The 14025-nt window shown below is 48.5% G+C and carries 18 protein-coding genes; 13 read left to right on the top strand and 5 right to left on the bottom strand.

Annotation, left to right across the window (positions count from 1 at the left end; genetic code table 11):
- Positions 1 to 363 precede the first annotated feature (363 nt).
- From L2082_RS14660 to L2082_RS14645, 4 genes are all read left to right on the top strand, one after another.
- Positions 364 to 609, top strand: a complete 246-nt coding sequence (locus tag L2082_RS14660) for a CHAT domain-containing protein (RefSeq protein ID WP_446009169.1) — start codon at positions 364 to 366, stop codon at positions 607 to 609.
- A gap of 15 nt (positions 610 to 624) precedes the next feature.
- Positions 625 to 867 carry a DUF6364 family protein gene (locus L2082_RS14655; RefSeq protein WP_446009170.1) on the top strand — a complete coding sequence of 81 codons (243 nt, stop codon included), beginning with the start codon at positions 625 to 627 and terminating at the stop codon, positions 865 to 867.
- Between the two features lie 9 nt (positions 868 to 876).
- On the top strand, positions 877 to 1089 hold the full coding sequence (locus tag L2082_RS14650) for a PIN domain-containing protein (RefSeq protein WP_446009171.1): 213 nt from the start codon (positions 877 to 879) through the stop codon (positions 1087 to 1089).
- An 87-nt stretch (positions 1090 to 1176) separates the two neighbouring features.
- On the top strand, positions 1177 to 1479 hold the full coding sequence (locus L2082_RS14645) for a hypothetical protein (RefSeq protein WP_446009172.1): 303 nt from the start codon (positions 1177 to 1179) through the stop codon (positions 1477 to 1479).
- Here L2082_RS14645 and L2082_RS14640 read toward each other — a convergent pair.
- Together L2082_RS14640 and L2082_RS14635 are read right to left on the bottom strand one after the other, a co-directional pair.
- Positions 1455 to 1727, bottom strand: coding sequence for a type II toxin-antitoxin system YafQ family toxin (locus L2082_RS14640; RefSeq protein WP_446009173.1), 273 nt, complete (start codon positions 1725 to 1727; stop codon positions 1455 to 1457). The two genes, L2082_RS14645 and L2082_RS14640, sit on opposite strands and share 25 nt — an antisense overlap.
- Positions 1721 to 1981, bottom strand: a complete 261-nt coding sequence (locus tag L2082_RS14635; protein ID WP_446009174.1) for a type II toxin-antitoxin system RelB/DinJ family antitoxin — start codon at positions 1979 to 1981, stop codon at positions 1721 to 1723. The genes L2082_RS14640 and L2082_RS14635 overlap by 7 nt, the downstream gene beginning before the upstream one ends.
- Positions 1982 to 2063: 82 nt before the next feature.
- Between L2082_RS14635 and L2082_RS14630 the strand changes: the two genes are divergently transcribed.
- From L2082_RS14630 to L2082_RS14605, 6 genes are all read left to right on the top strand, one after another.
- Positions 2064 to 3188 (top strand): PDDEXK nuclease domain-containing protein, encoded by a 1125-nt coding sequence (locus L2082_RS14630; protein WP_446009175.1) that lies wholly within the window; start codon positions 2064 to 2066, stop codon positions 3186 to 3188.
- Between the two features lie 17 nt (positions 3189 to 3205).
- The gene (locus L2082_RS14625) at positions 3206 to 4774 is read left to right on the top strand and encodes an ATP-binding protein (protein WP_446009176.1); all 1569 of its coding nucleotides are present in this window, start codon (positions 3206 to 3208) and stop codon (positions 4772 to 4774) included.
- 121 nt (positions 4775 to 4895) lie between these two features.
- Positions 4896 to 6191 carry a vWA domain-containing protein gene (locus tag L2082_RS14620; RefSeq protein WP_446011900.1) on the top strand — a complete coding sequence of 432 codons (1296 nt, stop codon included), beginning with the start codon at positions 4896 to 4898 and terminating at the stop codon, positions 6189 to 6191.
- A gap of 192 nt (positions 6192 to 6383) precedes the next feature.
- Positions 6384 to 7010 carry a hypothetical protein gene (locus tag L2082_RS14615; protein ID WP_446009178.1) on the top strand — a complete coding sequence of 209 codons (627 nt, stop codon included), beginning with the start codon at positions 6384 to 6386 and terminating at the stop codon, positions 7008 to 7010.
- A gap of 106 nt (positions 7011 to 7116) precedes the next feature.
- Positions 7117 to 7779 (top strand): metallophosphoesterase family protein, encoded by a 663-nt coding sequence (locus tag L2082_RS14610; RefSeq protein ID WP_446009179.1) that lies wholly within the window; start codon positions 7117 to 7119, stop codon positions 7777 to 7779.
- Positions 7780 to 7949: 170 nt separating this feature from the next.
- The gene (locus L2082_RS14605; RefSeq protein ID WP_446009180.1) at positions 7950 to 8318 is read left to right on the top strand and encodes a Kazal-type serine protease inhibitor domain-containing protein; all 369 of its coding nucleotides are present in this window, start codon (positions 7950 to 7952) and stop codon (positions 8316 to 8318) included.
- Between the two features lie 55 nt (positions 8319 to 8373).
- On the opposite strand, the gene rsmA is transcribed toward L2082_RS14605, so the two are convergent.
- From rsmA to tsaD, 3 genes are read right to left on the bottom strand one after another with little or no spacing between them, the layout of a single operon-like run.
- Positions 8374 to 9234, bottom strand: coding sequence for a 16S rRNA (adenine(1518)-N(6)/adenine(1519)-N(6))-dimethyltransferase RsmA (gene rsmA, locus L2082_RS14600; RefSeq protein WP_446009181.1), 861 nt, complete (start codon positions 9232 to 9234; stop codon positions 8374 to 8376).
- Positions 9215 to 9787: a DUF2062 domain-containing protein gene (locus tag L2082_RS14595; RefSeq protein ID WP_446009182.1), complete on the bottom strand. Its 573-nt coding sequence runs from the start codon at positions 9785 to 9787 to the stop codon at positions 9215 to 9217. Before L2082_RS14595 ends, rsmA begins: the two co-directional genes overlap by 20 nt.
- A gap of 5 nt (positions 9788 to 9792) precedes the next feature.
- Positions 9793 to 10815, bottom strand: coding sequence for a tRNA (adenosine(37)-N6)-threonylcarbamoyltransferase complex transferase subunit TsaD (tsaD, locus tag L2082_RS14590; protein ID WP_446009183.1), 1023 nt, complete (start codon positions 10813 to 10815; stop codon positions 9793 to 9795).
- A gap of 150 nt (positions 10816 to 10965) precedes the next feature.
- On the opposite strand from tsaD, the gene moaA reads away from it, so the two are divergent.
- From moaA to ltrA, 3 genes are all read left to right on the top strand, one after another.
- The gene (gene moaA / locus L2082_RS14585; RefSeq protein WP_446009184.1) at positions 10966 to 12024 is read left to right on the top strand and encodes a GTP 3',8-cyclase MoaA; all 1059 of its coding nucleotides are present in this window, start codon (positions 10966 to 10968) and stop codon (positions 12022 to 12024) included.
- 600 nt (positions 12025 to 12624) lie between these two features.
- Positions 12625 to 12747 carry a hypothetical protein gene (locus L2082_RS14580; protein WP_446009185.1) on the top strand — a complete coding sequence of 41 codons (123 nt, stop codon included), beginning with the start codon at positions 12625 to 12627 and terminating at the stop codon, positions 12745 to 12747.
- A partial coding sequence (ltrA, locus tag L2082_RS14575) for a group II intron reverse transcriptase/maturase (protein WP_446011899.1) occupies positions 12734 to 14025 on the top strand: 1292 nt, incomplete at its 3' end. The genes L2082_RS14580 and ltrA, both read left to right, overlap by 14 nt.

Genomic DNA, 14025 nt, shown 5'->3' with positions numbered 1-14025 from the left:
TATCCTAAAATTAACTAGCTCTTCATGCTCCTTTTCGGTTACCTTAACTGATGGAGAAAGTGTCTCTTTGACATTTTTGAATGTAGAACGTATCTTTTTTCCGGTGAAGAGCATAAGGTTACTCCATTTTCGTTTATTTGCAAAAAAATATAGAGATTGCAGTTTATTGAATAATGCTTATTCCAAGTGTTCGATGAAGTACATGCTGTTTCATGAGGCTATTATAATACCGTGATTCGGATTACTAAACAACAATCCATCTTTCCTACCTGCAAAATGTATAGATTATGCCAAAAGAAAATGGAATAGAACAGGCACCGGGAATTCTCCACATCTCTACCCACGGCTTTTATCATTCCGGTGATGATCTCCCAGAAAAAAAACGTGCTCATGACCCTCACCCCGGTGGGCGATAAATCTTCGCGGGACTTCATGGAAACCTTTTATGAGAACTGGCTCTATCCAGATGATCCTGAAAAGAAATGGTTTGACGGAGCAAAGAAGAAGACCCGCAGTCCTGCGGAAGCTCTGCATCAAACCCGGTTGGAGTTTATCCACGATAAAAAGCCGGTACAGGAGTGGGCACCGTATGTGCTGGTAGGCAAATAACACAGGAGGAAAACGATGAACGCGAAACTGACTTTGAACATGGAAAAGCACCTGATTGATTCGGCAAAGGAATATGCCGCGAAAAACGGGAAGCCGCTGTCCCGCCTTGTGGCGGATTTCTTTCAAATGCTGAAAAACAGCGATGCGGAAAAAGAGCCGCAACTTCCCCCAACTGTCGCCTCTCTTAAAGGCGTGTTGAAGGGAAACGATATACAGCAGGATGATTATAAAAAATATCTGGAAGAGAAATACTTATGAAAGTCCTCTTTGACACCAACGTCATTCTGGATCTGCTGCTGGACAGAGAGCCGTTCTCAAGATAAAGATTTTGAAGATGCGGTTCTCCATGAGGCGGCTGTTCATGCGGGAGCACAGCATATTGTTACGAGAAATACCAAGGATTTTGCAAAGGCATCCTTGCCTGTTCATGAACCGGGAGAATTCCTTGGTATCTTGGAGTTATTTAAAAAGAAAGACTGATTTTTTGTAACGGCAGACCCGTGAAAGATTGGGCACTTTACGTACTTGTGGGAAGGTAGAAAGATAAGCCAAAGCATCGTGTAGATTATGCCAAAAGAAAATGGAATAGAACAGGCACCGGGAATAAGTTTATCCCCTCTGCTCTCGGATATACGGGAAATTGTTGATCAAGCCAGAAGCCGGGCCTATTCCGCCGTCAACACGGCTATGGTTCAGGCATATTGGCTGCTCGGTAAACGGCCGAAGAAAAGCATGATGTGTTTTCCGATCAAAGCAACTAACCAACGGAAACGTTACCATTATCTGTCTATAGAAAAGCGGTGCAAGATTGGTCGCCTTATGTACTGGTGGGGAAAGAGGAATGCTTATTTCTTAAACAGCTCGACGTGAGACCCTGTTCGCTCAAGATAAAGATTTTTCTCGGATATCCTGTAGATCAACAGCCAGTCAGGTTCAATATGGCATTCCCGGTGATTTACCCAATTTCCGATGAGCTGATGATCCTTATATTGTGAATCAAGCGGTTGCTCATTGACAAGTGTTTCAATGACCACCTGCAGTTTGGTCGTATCTTTATGCTGCTTTTTGATTCGCTTGAAATCTTTCTTAAATCGGGTTGTATAGAAAATTGTCAGCAATTCAACTCCTCAAAAAGCTCGGCTACACTGTCGGCCCGATGAAGATCCTTACCGGCCTCGGAATCCCTGAGTGTTTTCTTTGTTATCTCATTGGGGATTTTGATTTCAAACGGAATTCCTTTATGAAGCGTAATTTGCGTGAGATACAGAGCAATTGCTTCGGACATCGTCATATGAAGCTGATTCAGTATCTTTTGAGCTTCCTGTTTTACTTCAGGGTTAATCCGGGCCTGGATTGTTGCGGTTTTTTCCATAGGTCACCTCATTACTTTTGTATTTACATGTTCCATACATTATATATACACTTCAGGTTTATTCCTGGCAAGAAATAGAATTATGCCGAAAAAAAACTTGATAGAACAAACACCGGAAACTAATTTATCTCCTCTGCTCTCGGATATACGAAAAATCGTTACCCAGGCTAGAAATCAGGCCTATTCCGCCGTCAACACGGCTATGGTTCAGGCATATTGGCTGATCGGTAAACGAATTGTCGAGGAAGAACAAAACGGGCAGGAGCGGGCGCAGTATGGTAGGCAGATCGTGAAAACTTTGTCCAAAGAGTTAACGGCTGAGTTTGGCAAGGGGTTTTCTGTTGCTAATATCAAAAATTTCAGACAATTCTATCTCACCTTTTTGGAAAACATCATTGGCTACACACTGTGTAGCCAATCTGAAAATGTATCAATCTCCCCAGAAAAAGAGATATGGCATACATTATTCACCCGACTCAGCTGGTCGCATATCCGCCTGATCATGCGGCTAGCAAACGCTGATGCCCGCGCCTATTACATCAAAGAAACTGCCAAAAACAACTGGAGCGTCCGCACCCTTGATCGCAACATCTCCACGCTGTATTACGAACGCCTGCTGAAATCGCCGAACCAGGAACCGGTCAGACAGGAAATGCTTGAAAAAACGAAAGCACTGCAACAAGATAAGTTCGAGTTCATCAAGAATCCCGCAGTGCTTGAATTCCTCAATCTGCCAGCAAACAGGGGCTATACCGAACAGCAGCTTGAACAAGCCCTGCTTGATAATTTACAGCAGTTCCTGCTTGAACTCGGCAAGGGATACGCCTTTGTCGAGCGCCAGAAATTAATTCGGACTGAGACAAGTGATTATTATATTGATTTGGTTTTTTATAATTTTATCCTGAAATGCTTTGTCCTTATCGACCTCAAGACCCATCACATAACCCATCAGAATGTCGGGCAGATGGACATGTATGTGCGTATGTTTGATGAGCGGGAACGACATCAGGACGACAACCCCACCCTCGGTATCGTGCTTTGTACGGAAACAGATCAGGATATTGTCCGATACTCTGTTTTGAAGGGCAATGAGCAGCTCTTTACCTCAAAATACAAACTCTACCTCCCTACAGAAGAAGAACTACGTGCTGAAATCGAACGGGAGAAGCTGCATCTGCGCTTGCAGATGAAACACTCACCACAATAACCCCCTGAGCATCCATTATGCCAAAATACTTCAATACCACCGGCCCCTGTTTCCCCCGGCTCCACTACATGTTGCCGCCTAAAGATCGTCTCATCGGAGCCAGTCTGGATCGTTACATTCGGGATGAACTGTACTGGGTCCTGCATGCGCCCCGCCAGACCGGAAAGACAACCTTTCTTCAGTCCTGGATGCATGAGATCAACGCCGGGACCGAGGCTGTGGCCTGCTATGTCAGTCTTGAGATCTGTCAGGAAGTCACCGAAGTGGAGCGGGCTATGCCGGCAATGGTTGCGGCTATTCGGGAGCATGCGGAAAGCTTTCATGTCCCTGTGCCGGAATATCCGCAGGAGGTGCCAGCGGAGAACATGCTCTCCGCAATCCTGGTAGACTGGGCCCAAAAAGTAGCTCCGAAAAAGCTGATTGTCCTGTTTGATGAGGTGGATATTGTTACAGGGCCAGCTATGGTCAGCTTTCTTCGTCAGCTATGGGGCGGTTTTGGCAGGCGTGGCGCAGGGGTATTTCCTGTCTCAATCGCCCTTGTCGGCATGCGCGATCTGCGGGATTACCTGGTCATCAGCAAGGGCGGACAGGTGCTTAATCCGGGAAGTCCCTTTAATATCAAAGAGGACTCAGTCACTTTGGGGAACTTTTCCCGTTCAGATGTCGCCACCCTTACCGGACAGCATACTGCGGATACTGGTCAGCATTTTTCTCAAGATGCTTTGGAGGGAATATACGCCTGCTCTTCGGGCCAGCCCTGGCTGGTTAACGCTTTGATCAAGGAATGTATCCTGCGCATCGTCCCAACGGAAAGCCGGGAAACAGTTCTGCCAGAACATGTGGAACAGGCAAAGGATCAGCTTATCGCATCCCGTGCCACTCATATTGATTCTTTGGGCGAGCGTCTCAAAGAAGAACGAGTACGACGGGTTATTCAGCCAATGATCACCGGTGAGATCGACCCCACTCTGGGCCGTTCTGACCGGGACGTGGAGTTCTGCCTTGACCTGGGCCTGATTGCTTGGGAAGGTTCGCTGGTCATTGCCAATGCCGTGTATCGTGAAGTCATTGCCCGTTATTTAGGGCAAAACTATCAGGATAATATTCCAGTCCCGGAGTTTGTTTGGCAGCGTCCTGACGGCAGCCTGGATATGGATGCCCTGATGGAGGAGTTCCAGAAATTCTGGGCCTGGAATTCGGAAATATGGGAGGAAAAGGCTGATTACACCGAGGCATTTCCTCATCTCCTGCTCATGGCCTTTCTCCAGCGCATCATCAACAGCGGCGGTACTGTGGATCGGGAGTACGCTGCCGGGCGAGGGCGGATGGACCTGTTGATCTGTTTTGGCGGGCGGAGTAACCTGGTGGAAATCAAGCTGGTCCATCCCCGCATGGGCAGAGAAGCCACCCGTAACCAGGGCCTGGAACAGATTGAACGCTATGCGGATCGCACCAGGCCGGATACCTGCCATCTGGTTATCTTTGACCGTCGCCCTGAACAGAAAACGGTTCTCTGGGAGGAACGGCTTGGCAAAGAGACCTGTACAACCTCGTCTGAACGTTCTGTGAGCGTTATTTGGTGCTGATTTTGGTACTCACTTTTTCAAGCAAGAATATAAACCCCTATAACCCTTCAGGAGGATACCCATGAAAGTACCCCGATGTTGTCATCTGTTTTGTAGAGTTAAAGTACGTAGAGTACTCTTGATGGTCACCTTGAGTTTGCTCTTTGCTGGGAGCGCTGTGGCTGGTCCTGTGCAGCTTCAGGCAACTTTTGATAATCCCACTATCTATACGGAACAACCATCACCCCATTATTTGGAGGTACTGGTAACAGCCGCCCCGACAACCATGACTCTGCGTAAGCGTTTGCCTCTCAACCTGGCTTTGGTGATAGATGTCTCAGGCTCTATGCGGGATGAGAATAAACTGACCTACGTCAAGCAGGCAGCCATTTCCCTGGTGAACCGACTTCGTCCCGAGGATCGGTTGTCCATTATCTCCTACAGTAATGAGGCTCGGGTGGTTTTGCCCTCAAGTCTGGTAAAGATGGAACAGGAAGCACGCTGGCTGATTCAGTCCCTGCGTGCTGACGGTGGCACCAATCTTGGTGCCGGATTGATTGAAGGCTATCATCAGCTTCGGGAGTTTACCAGTCCGCGAACCATTAGCCGGGTCTTGCTGCTTTCTGATGGTAAGGCCAATGTGGGCATTACCTCCTCAGCCGAGCTTTCCCGCATGGTTCTCCAGGAGGCAGATGCTGGAATTTCTCTGAGCAGCTTTGGGGTGGGCCTGGATTTTAACGAGGATCTGATGGCAGCCATTTCAGAAAGCGGGCGGGGCATGTATTATTTTATTGATCGCCCGGAAAGCATGCAAAAGATTCTGGCCAAGGAATTCAATTCGGTTGAGCGTCTGGTGGCCGCAGATATTCAGGTGACCATCACTTTGGATCCTCATCTTCGCATTGAGCAGGTCTTTGCCAATACCTATGAAGTCAGGGGCAATACGGTTTCAGTGCGCTTTGGTGATCTGGCTGCCGGAGAACGCCGACGCATGCAGGTTCGTTTTCAGCCCCGTCAACGTGGTGTTGGATCGTTGAATAATGCGGCCAGGGTGCAGGTTTCCTACAGCACTCCTGGTGACGGGGGCACAGGTTCCTTGTCGCAGCATATCGGGCTGGCCTATGTAAAGAGCCGTGAGGCGGTGAACGAAAAGAGAAAAAAGGAGATTGCTGAACGCTCTGCTGTGTTTGAGGCAAGTCTTGCCCGTAAAGAAGCTGCCATGGCCTTTGATCGGGGTGAGAAAAAGCGGGCAGACAGTATTCTCGATAAGGTTAAAAATAAAATTAAAGGTCTTGCAGGCAGTAATCGTCGGGTGCAGCAGGAGGTTGCCGAGATGGAGGAGTATCAAAAAGGGATTGACCAGCCCATGCCTGCCCATGAACGGTCCCTGATGCAGAAGCGGGTCAAGCATAAGAGTCAGGCCGTTGAAAGTTACTGAAATCCGTTTTTTACACCTTAAGAAGTGTTACTACGCTTTGTTCAGCAATGATTTTTGGGTAAGCAATTGCCTGACGCTGTAAAATATGCCAGAATATCCTGGAGGGATTTGTTGGCGTCGGCCAACCGATTTTCATGGTTTGTTGGCAGTTTTTTGAGTTTATAAGAGCACGTTTTCGTGTGAGGAAATGTCATGTGGCGAAATATCATTATGATATGCGGCTTGCTGCTGCTTGTCGGAGGAATGTACCATGCCTACAGTGCGCTGAAGTATTCCACCCCTGAACGGATGACTGTCAGAGCGTTTATCAATTCTGATAAGGGGCCTGGTGCTGTTCTGCTCACTGATGCCCGCTTGAATATGCTCAAAGCAATGGTGGTCACCCAAGGCAAGGAGGGAAAAATAGAGAAACTCTATGTGCCCATAGAATCCGCAGAATTTCGCCAGGAGAAGAAAATACGGCTGCTTCTGGATACCAGTGATGCAGAGCTGCTCAGGATAGCTTCAGCGTTTTATCAGATGAACAAAGAAGAGCAGATGAAGCATGTAGTCCATCATAAAGAGACCTTGCTTCAGGAAATTGAACTGACTGGAATCATGTTTGATAAGGCATCAATGCGGGCAAGCAGGCTCCGTGAAGTTCGTTCTCTTATCCCCAATCTGGCTGATGATTTTTTTATTTTCCGTCATCATGCAAAGATTAATCTGGCGCGAAGTCTGGTTATTTCGGTGCTTGGTCTTTTTATCCTTATCTTTGGCTTATTTCGGGAGAAAAAAACAGGGCCTGCTCTCTCTGAAACTGATTCCATGTCGCCCTGATCTGCCATCCAAACAATAAAGGGCAGGCACAGAGGTCTTGCCCCTACACATCCACAACCACAATCAACGATAACCCCGCCTGTTTGGGACGGGGTCATTTTTTTTTATGAAGATAGCAATTTTTAGCGATACCCATATGTCGCATTGGGAAATAAAGGTTCCTGATGCAGATCTTCTCATCTTTGCCGGAGATATGACCCATTGCAGAACTGATCAGGAGGTTACTGATTTTAATCAGTTCCTGGGGAGTCTCCAGCATAGGTATAAAGTCGTGGTTGCTGGTAATCATGATCATAAACTGACCGATGACCCGGAAAAGGCAAAATCGCTGCTCTCTGAGGCCATATATCTTCAGGATGAGGCCGTAGTTATTGAAGGTATTATTATCTACGGATCACCCTGGAATCCACTTTTTAATGATTATGCCTGCGATGCCTTTGCCCTGCCACGAGGCCAGGTGCTGAAGAAGAAATGGGACATGATCCCCTTTGATATTGATATCCTGGTGACCCATACTCCTCCGTCCGGGATTTTTGATCGTAACGGCCCGGTTTCTCATGGTTGTACAGACCTTGCTGCTGCTGTTTTTGCCCGTAAACCCAGGTATCATATCTTTGGCCATATCCATAATCGACACGGGGCTGTGAAGCACGGGGAAACATGGTACATCAACGCAAATGTGCAGGGAAAAGGTGGGATCTTGCGTTCTCCAATTGTACTGGAGTATGAGACAGGGGATATTCTGGAGCTGGAAAAACAGGAGGGATGAGTTGAAGAGAGGGAAAGGGGATTGGCTGAGGAGTGTTTTTTCTTGTTGAAAAGATAACCAAGCCCTGCTAGCTTGCCAGTAATGAGCAGTGCAGTGTTTCTTGATGTACATTGATGCATTTGGGAGCCTGCCTTTAATGATTTGCTGAATCTTATTGCAGGGAGGTTTTTATGAAGTCTTTTTCTTGGGTTATGATGTGTGCTGTTGTATTGCTCCTGAGTGGCTGTTATTATCCCGGCAGTCGTCCCCAGCCACCAGGCCCTACGCCTCAACCGCCTCCTGGAGTTTGTGGCGGTATAGCAGGCTGGGGGTGTCCTTCCGGGCAGTTCTGTAATTTTGAGATGGGCAAATGCAGTATGCCGGATGCACAGGGACGTTGTCGGCCACGTCCGGACATGTGTACCCAACAATATAATCCTGTCTGCGGTTGTAATGGCAAAACCTATGGCAATGCCTGTATGGCTGCCCATGCAGGTGTTTCGGTGAAGTATCTTGGCCGTTGTGACAGGAATCGTCGTCGGCCTCCAAGGCACCGTTAGGGAATCAGGAAGAATGAATTGCAGGGCAGTTCTGAGTGTCTGCCCTGCATAAACGTTATGCCAGCCGTGTTTTTATAATCTGGGCAAGCCGAACAAATGTTTCCAAGGTGAGCTGTTCTGCCCGGACAGAAGGAAGCAGTTCGGCCTCATTGATACATTCCCGTAAGACATCCTTACTGAGTAATCCTGCTGAAGCAAGTCCATTGAGCAGGGTTTTTCGACGCTGCCCAAAGGTGCTGCTGACAATGGTTTTGAGCAGCTTTCGGTCAAAGTTCCCCAAGGCTGCGGCCCGCTCTGGCAGGGGATCAAAGGAGAGGCGAATCACCGCAGAATCCACCTTGGGCCGGGGATGAAATTCTTCCGGGCCCACATGCATGAGCATTTTTACTGTGGCAACGGTCCCCAGCATCACTGTGGGTACTCCGTATTCTTTGGTTCCAGGCTGTGCAAGTAGCCGCAGGGCAACCTCCTTTTGGAGCATGATCACAGCAAAGTCTATCTGCTCGTGCTGTTCAATCAGCTGAAAAAGAAAAGGGGAGGAAATAGAGTAGGGCAGGTTGGCAATGATCTTGAGTTTTTTGCCCTGAGAAAGCTGTACGAGCTCATCATAATCTGCCTTGAGAACATCCTGGTGCATCAGGTGGACATTCTCTGGAAGATCCCCTTGTTCTTCATGGAGACGGATAATTCCTGAGTCTGCCTCCAAACCCAGTACCTGGCCTGCAGCTTCAGCCAAAGGACGGGTTAAGGCTCCTAATCCCACTCCAATCTCCAGGACAGTATCCTCTTTGCTCAGCTCTACAAAATCCACAATGCGTTGCGCTGTATGCTCGTGAACAAGAAAGTTTTGCCCGAGTTTTTTTGATGCTGCCAGTCCTTGCTCTTTAAGCAGGGTTTTACTCTTCTGATACATCATGTTTTTTTATTTTCTTCGGCTTAATGGCCTCAAGGAGAGGAACCTTTTTCTTATTATTGAGTTTCTGTTTCCGCAGGCGATGAGTCCGAAGTGTACGAAAGAATTTCAGGGCAAGAAAATAACTGATAATAGCTGCCGGGATACCGATCAACACGCCGCCTGTGAGCAGAACAGTAATGGTTTTAATTCCAAGATGGCTGAACGAGGCAAGCCCATCCAGAAGTCCTTCATGTTGTATAGCCAGCAAAACCTCTTTAAGATGCTCCCAGGATACCCTGCCAGGCAGCACAGCATTTCCCAGTTTCCAGGTAATGAAATACTGCGGTCCAAAGGTTAGCGGGTTGCTGATTATTGTACCTGCAATAACCGCAGCCAGGGTACTGACTCGTAAGGTGATGCTCAAGGGAATGATCAGGATGGTCTGGATCGGGACCAGCGGCAGAATCCCCATAAAGACTCCAAAGGAAAACCCCTTGGCCAGATAGACTGGATCGCCTTTCAGACGTTGTATCTGTAAGAAATAATATCTGGGCAGACGAAAGATACTACGCATTATGATCAGTTCAAGGGAGAACGGGAAAAGGCATCAGTATCTGGATCGACTGTGGACCCGGCAGTAAACTGAAAAAAACCAGCCAGGCCGATCATGGCAGCATTGTCAGTGCAGTACTCAGGAGATGGGGTGAAGCAACCCAGGCCCGCCTCAGCACAACTGCCTTTGAGCTGTTTGCGGAGTTTACTGTTGGCAGCTACGCCGCCGCCAATAACCACCTGTTGATGCCCCACCTGCTCAGCAGCAAGTAGGGTTTTTTTCACCAGCACATCAATGACAGCCTGTTCAAAAGAGGCGCAGATATCCTCTATAGGCAGCGGGATTTTTTTTTGCTGACACTGGTTAACATAATTTGCCACTGAAGTTTTCAGGCCGCTGAAGCTGAAATCCAGGCTCTTTTCCCCCAGCCAGGAACGGGGAAAATGGATCGTCTTGGCATCGCCTTGTTGGGCCAGCTTGCTGACTGTGGGGCCACCAGGATACCCCAGGTTCAGCAGTTTGGCCACCTTGTCAAAGGCCTCGCCTGCTGCATCATCCCTGGTTCGCCCAAGAAGCCGAAAATCTGTGGGGTTGTTCACAGCAAAGAGTGAGGTGTTACCTCCGGAAACCACTAGGGCTGTATAGGGAAATGCTGGCCGTTGTTCTTCTTTTTCCAATAAAATAGCCAACAGGTGTCCGGCCAGATGATCTACCCCGGTGCAGGGAATCTGCCGGACCAGGGCCACTGCCTTGGCAAAGGTAAAACCAACAAGGAGTGATCCCACTAAACCAGGCCCCTGTGTTGCTGTGATCAGGTCAATATCCTGAAGAGAAACACCGGCATCAGCCAAGGCCTCATGGACAACAGGCCAAATGGCTTCTATATGGCAACGGGAGGCCAATTCAGGGACAATGCCCCCGAACCGGGCATGTATATCAAATTGGCTGCTGACAACATTGGATAAAACCCGGTGCCTGTGACTCAGGTTCAGATCCAGTACAGCTGCTGCGGTGTCATCGCAGGAGCTTTCTATAGCAAGTGTGATCATAGATATAAACTTCCATCTCTCCCCCTTTTTTTGTGTGTGTGGGGAAGGGACAATAAAAGATGTTCCTTTCCGGTCCGGCTCGTAATAGTGTACAGTATAGGGTATTTTCGCAGTTTATACGTCAAATTTCAATAAGGTCAATATTAAAACATGCCTGCACAAAAAAACAACCTCTACAGCATTGATTCAGCAGACAATACGAAATTAAAGGATCTGTTCTCCAGAACGGTTTCCTATCTGCGTCTGTCGTTGACTGATCGCTGTAATCTGAAATGCCTTTACTGCGTCCCGGAGGAGGATCGGATGCAATCTCTTTCAGGTCTTGCTCATAATGATCTGCTGAGTTATGAGGAACTGCTACGGGTTGTGCGGGTGGCTGTTTCAATGGGGATATCCAAACTACGCATCACCGGGGGAGAACCGCTTGTCCGTAGAAACGTCATGCCATTTATAGAACAATTGGTAAAAATTGACAACCTTAACGACATAAGAATAACAACTAATGGTGTCCTGCTGAAGAAGTTTGCAAAGCCCTTGGCTGCTGCTGGTATCAGAAAGATTAATATCAGTCTGGATACCCTGCAACCTGAACGTTTTGCCCGTATTACCGGAGTGGACTGTTTTGATCAGGTTTGGCAGGGGGTTGAGCAGGCTCAAGCTGTTGGTTTTTCTCCTATCAAGCTGAATACCGTTGTTATGCGGGGTGTGAATGATGATGAACTGGATGATTTTGTCAGGATGTCTCAGGACACAGCAATGGAGATCCGTTTTATCGAATTTATGCCTATTGGCTCCTCATCAAGCTGGGATAAACAAGCCTATATGTCCTCAGATGAAATTATGGAACGGATCAGTAAACAGGGGAAGTTGATCCCCGTGTCCCGTGAAAAAACTGATGGGCCTGCCACCATGTTCAGGGTAGGGAAGGATGCACAAGGGAAAGTCGGTTTTATCAGCCCTATCAGCCATCGTTTCTGTGATCAATGTAACCGGCTGCGCCTGACTTCTGAAGGGATGCTCCGTTCCTGTTTGCTTGATGACCGGGAGACTGACCTTCGCTCTGTTCTTCGGCAAGGTTGCAGTGAGCAGGATATCCAGCAGACCTTGCTGGCTGCGGTTCGTGATAAGCCCAAGGGACATGAGATGGAGGAACGGCTCAAGAATCAAGGTGAGAACTGCCATGGACGGATGTCTCGTATTGGCGGCTGAGAAAAACATCGTGTTTTGAAAAGTAAGGCAATAAAGATACCCGCAGATCCATACCCGAAGACCCATCATATAGCCTGTCAGTTACCTTCATTGCCTTATACTGTACAAGACTATATTGAGCAGTTTTTGTAAAGTTTTTTTTACGCAAGGTGTAGTAAATTGTACGGACAGACCGAAAGCGCCGGGATAAACCGGCATAGAGTAGGGGATGAAAGATCCCTACATAAAAGGAGAAGCTGCTCCATTATGACCCCGAGTCATGCGTCGGTACTCCGTGAGGATGCGGCGAAGCGTTGACAGGGGGAAGCGTAGGCCAGCCATTGAGCTCCGAAATCACCACAATCAGGGTGCCGACCGCGTGGTCTGGTTGGGAAGGCAACACGGGAGGCGGCGTAAATCAGCTAGCTGCTCCCCGGCCCTGCGGAGTCAGAGAACCTGTGCATGCGTGGACGCTCTATGTTCGAGAACCGGGAGATCTCAGAAACCTCCGGCAGGCAGTGCAGAAGCCGGAGCGGTTGGAGAAGGCCTGTGGCCATACTGCCAACGTGTACGTTTTTGAGAAGTCAGACACCAACATAGTACCTGAGAAGGAGCCGAACAATGCTGTTTTATCCCAAGGCAGCAACGGAGGTTCTGGAGGGAAGGGCGGTGACCAAGGGGAATTCTGAGGAGTACGCCTGTGACCTGTACACAGAGACAGGAGCAAACATTGAGTGGACTTGAGAGGATACGTGTAGCAGCAAAGGATAAAAACCTGCGTTTCACCAGTCTCATGCACCACATTACGGTTGACCTTCTCCGGGACAGCTACAAATCACTGAAACGTGATGCTGCTTCGGGGATCGATAACGTGACGTGGAAGGAGTATGGTGAGAAACTGGAGATCAGTTTGGTTGATCTCCATAACCGCGTACAAAGTGGCCGTTATCGGGCAATGCCTTCGAAGCGGATCTGGATACCAAAACCTGACGGGCGGGAACGTCCCATCGGTATAGCGACTCTGGAGGATAAAGTCGTCCAGCAAGCAGTCGTGCAGGTACTCAATCAGATCTACGAGGAGACATTTCTTGGTTTCAGCTATGGGTTCCGGCCAGGGCGGCATCAGCACAATGCACTGGACGCCGTATGGGTCGGTATTATGCAGCGCAAGGTTGGGTGGGTGCTTGATGCGGATATAAGCGGATTCTTTGATGCCATTGAACATGGATGGCTGATGAAGTTTATTGAACATCGAGTTGCCGATCCCGGTATGCTTAACCTGATACGGAAATGGCTTAGAGCTGGTGTGTCAGAGGAAGGGCAGTGGTCCAGGACAGAGGTGGGTACACCGCAGGGGGCTGTAATTTCTCCTTTGCTGGCGAACATCTATCTTCATTATGTCTTAGACCTATGGGTAAACCAGTGGCGCAAAGGTGCTCATGGTGATGTGATCATCATCCGTTATGCGGACGATTGGATTACAGGTTTCCAATATCAGAATGAAGCAATTCGTTTTCGGCAGGAACTGCGGGAGCGACTGGCAAAGTTTGGTTTGGAAATACACAATGAGAAGACCCGTCTCCTGGAATTTGGTCGGTTTGCAGCTATCAACCGAGCTAAACGTGGAGATGGGAAGCCGGAAACGTTTGACTTTCTGGGGTTCACGCATATCTGTGCAAGAACCAGGAAGAATAACAGATTTATAGTACGGCGTAAGACCATCGCCAAGCGTCTACGGGCAAAGATAAAGGAAGTACGAAAGGAGATCAAGAAGCGCATGCATACGCCAGTGCCCTGCCAGGGGAGATGGCTGCGCTCAGTAATCATTGGTCACCTGAACTACTACGCCGTGCCCGGCAACAGAGAATCAGTCGATACCTTCCGAACAGAAGTGACCCGTAGCTGGTTTCGTGCGCTAAGACGCCGGAGCCAGAAAGGTCGCAACTTGATCTGGGAGCGCATTAAACGACTGATAAGGACGTGGTTACCCACTGCCAGAATAAAGCATCCGTATCCGAACCA

It is taken from the genome of Candidatus Electrothrix sp. (assembly GCF_052785085.1).
This window is presented reverse-complemented; position numbering and strand designations above follow the sequence as displayed.

Coding starts and splice junctions, on each gene's coding strand:
- tsaD (WP_446009183.1), bottom strand. CDS start 10,815: ATGATCACACTTGCTATAGAAAGCTCCTGCGATGACACCGCAGCAGCT.
- L2082_RS14660 (WP_446009169.1), top strand. CDS start 364: ATGATCTCCCAGAAAAAAAACGTGCTCATGACCCTCACCCCGGTGGGC.
- L2082_RS14580 (WP_446009185.1), top strand. CDS start 12,625: ATGCTGTTTTATCCCAAGGCAGCAACGGAGGTTCTGGAGGGAAGGGCG.
- moaA (WP_446009184.1), top strand. CDS start 10,966: ATGCCTGCACAAAAAAACAACCTCTACAGCATTGATTCAGCAGACAAT.
- L2082_RS14630 (WP_446009175.1), top strand. CDS start 2,064: ATGCCGAAAAAAAACTTGATAGAACAAACACCGGAAACTAATTTATCT.
- L2082_RS14625 (WP_446009176.1), top strand. CDS start 3,206: ATGCCAAAATACTTCAATACCACCGGCCCCTGTTTCCCCCGGCTCCAC.
- L2082_RS14620 (WP_446011900.1), top strand. CDS start 4,896: ATGGTCACCTTGAGTTTGCTCTTTGCTGGGAGCGCTGTGGCTGGTCCT.
- L2082_RS14605 (WP_446009180.1), top strand. CDS start 7,950: ATGAAGTCTTTTTCTTGGGTTATGATGTGTGCTGTTGTATTGCTCCTG.
- rsmA (WP_446009181.1), bottom strand. CDS start 9,234: ATGATGTATCAGAAGAGTAAAACCCTGCTTAAAGAGCAAGGACTGGCA.
- L2082_RS14615 (WP_446009178.1), top strand. CDS start 6,384: ATGTGGCGAAATATCATTATGATATGCGGCTTGCTGCTGCTTGTCGGA.
- L2082_RS14655 (WP_446009170.1), top strand. CDS start 625: ATGAACGCGAAACTGACTTTGAACATGGAAAAGCACCTGATTGATTCG.
- L2082_RS14610 (WP_446009179.1), top strand. CDS start 7,117: ATGAAGATAGCAATTTTTAGCGATACCCATATGTCGCATTGGGAAATA.
- L2082_RS14595 (WP_446009182.1), bottom strand. CDS start 9,787: ATGCGTAGTATCTTTCGTCTGCCCAGATATTATTTCTTACAGATACAA.
- L2082_RS14645 (WP_446009172.1), top strand. CDS start 1,177: ATGCCAAAAGAAAATGGAATAGAACAGGCACCGGGAATAAGTTTATCC.
- L2082_RS14635 (WP_446009174.1), bottom strand. CDS start 1,981: ATGGAAAAAACCGCAACAATCCAGGCCCGGATTAACCCTGAAGTAAAA.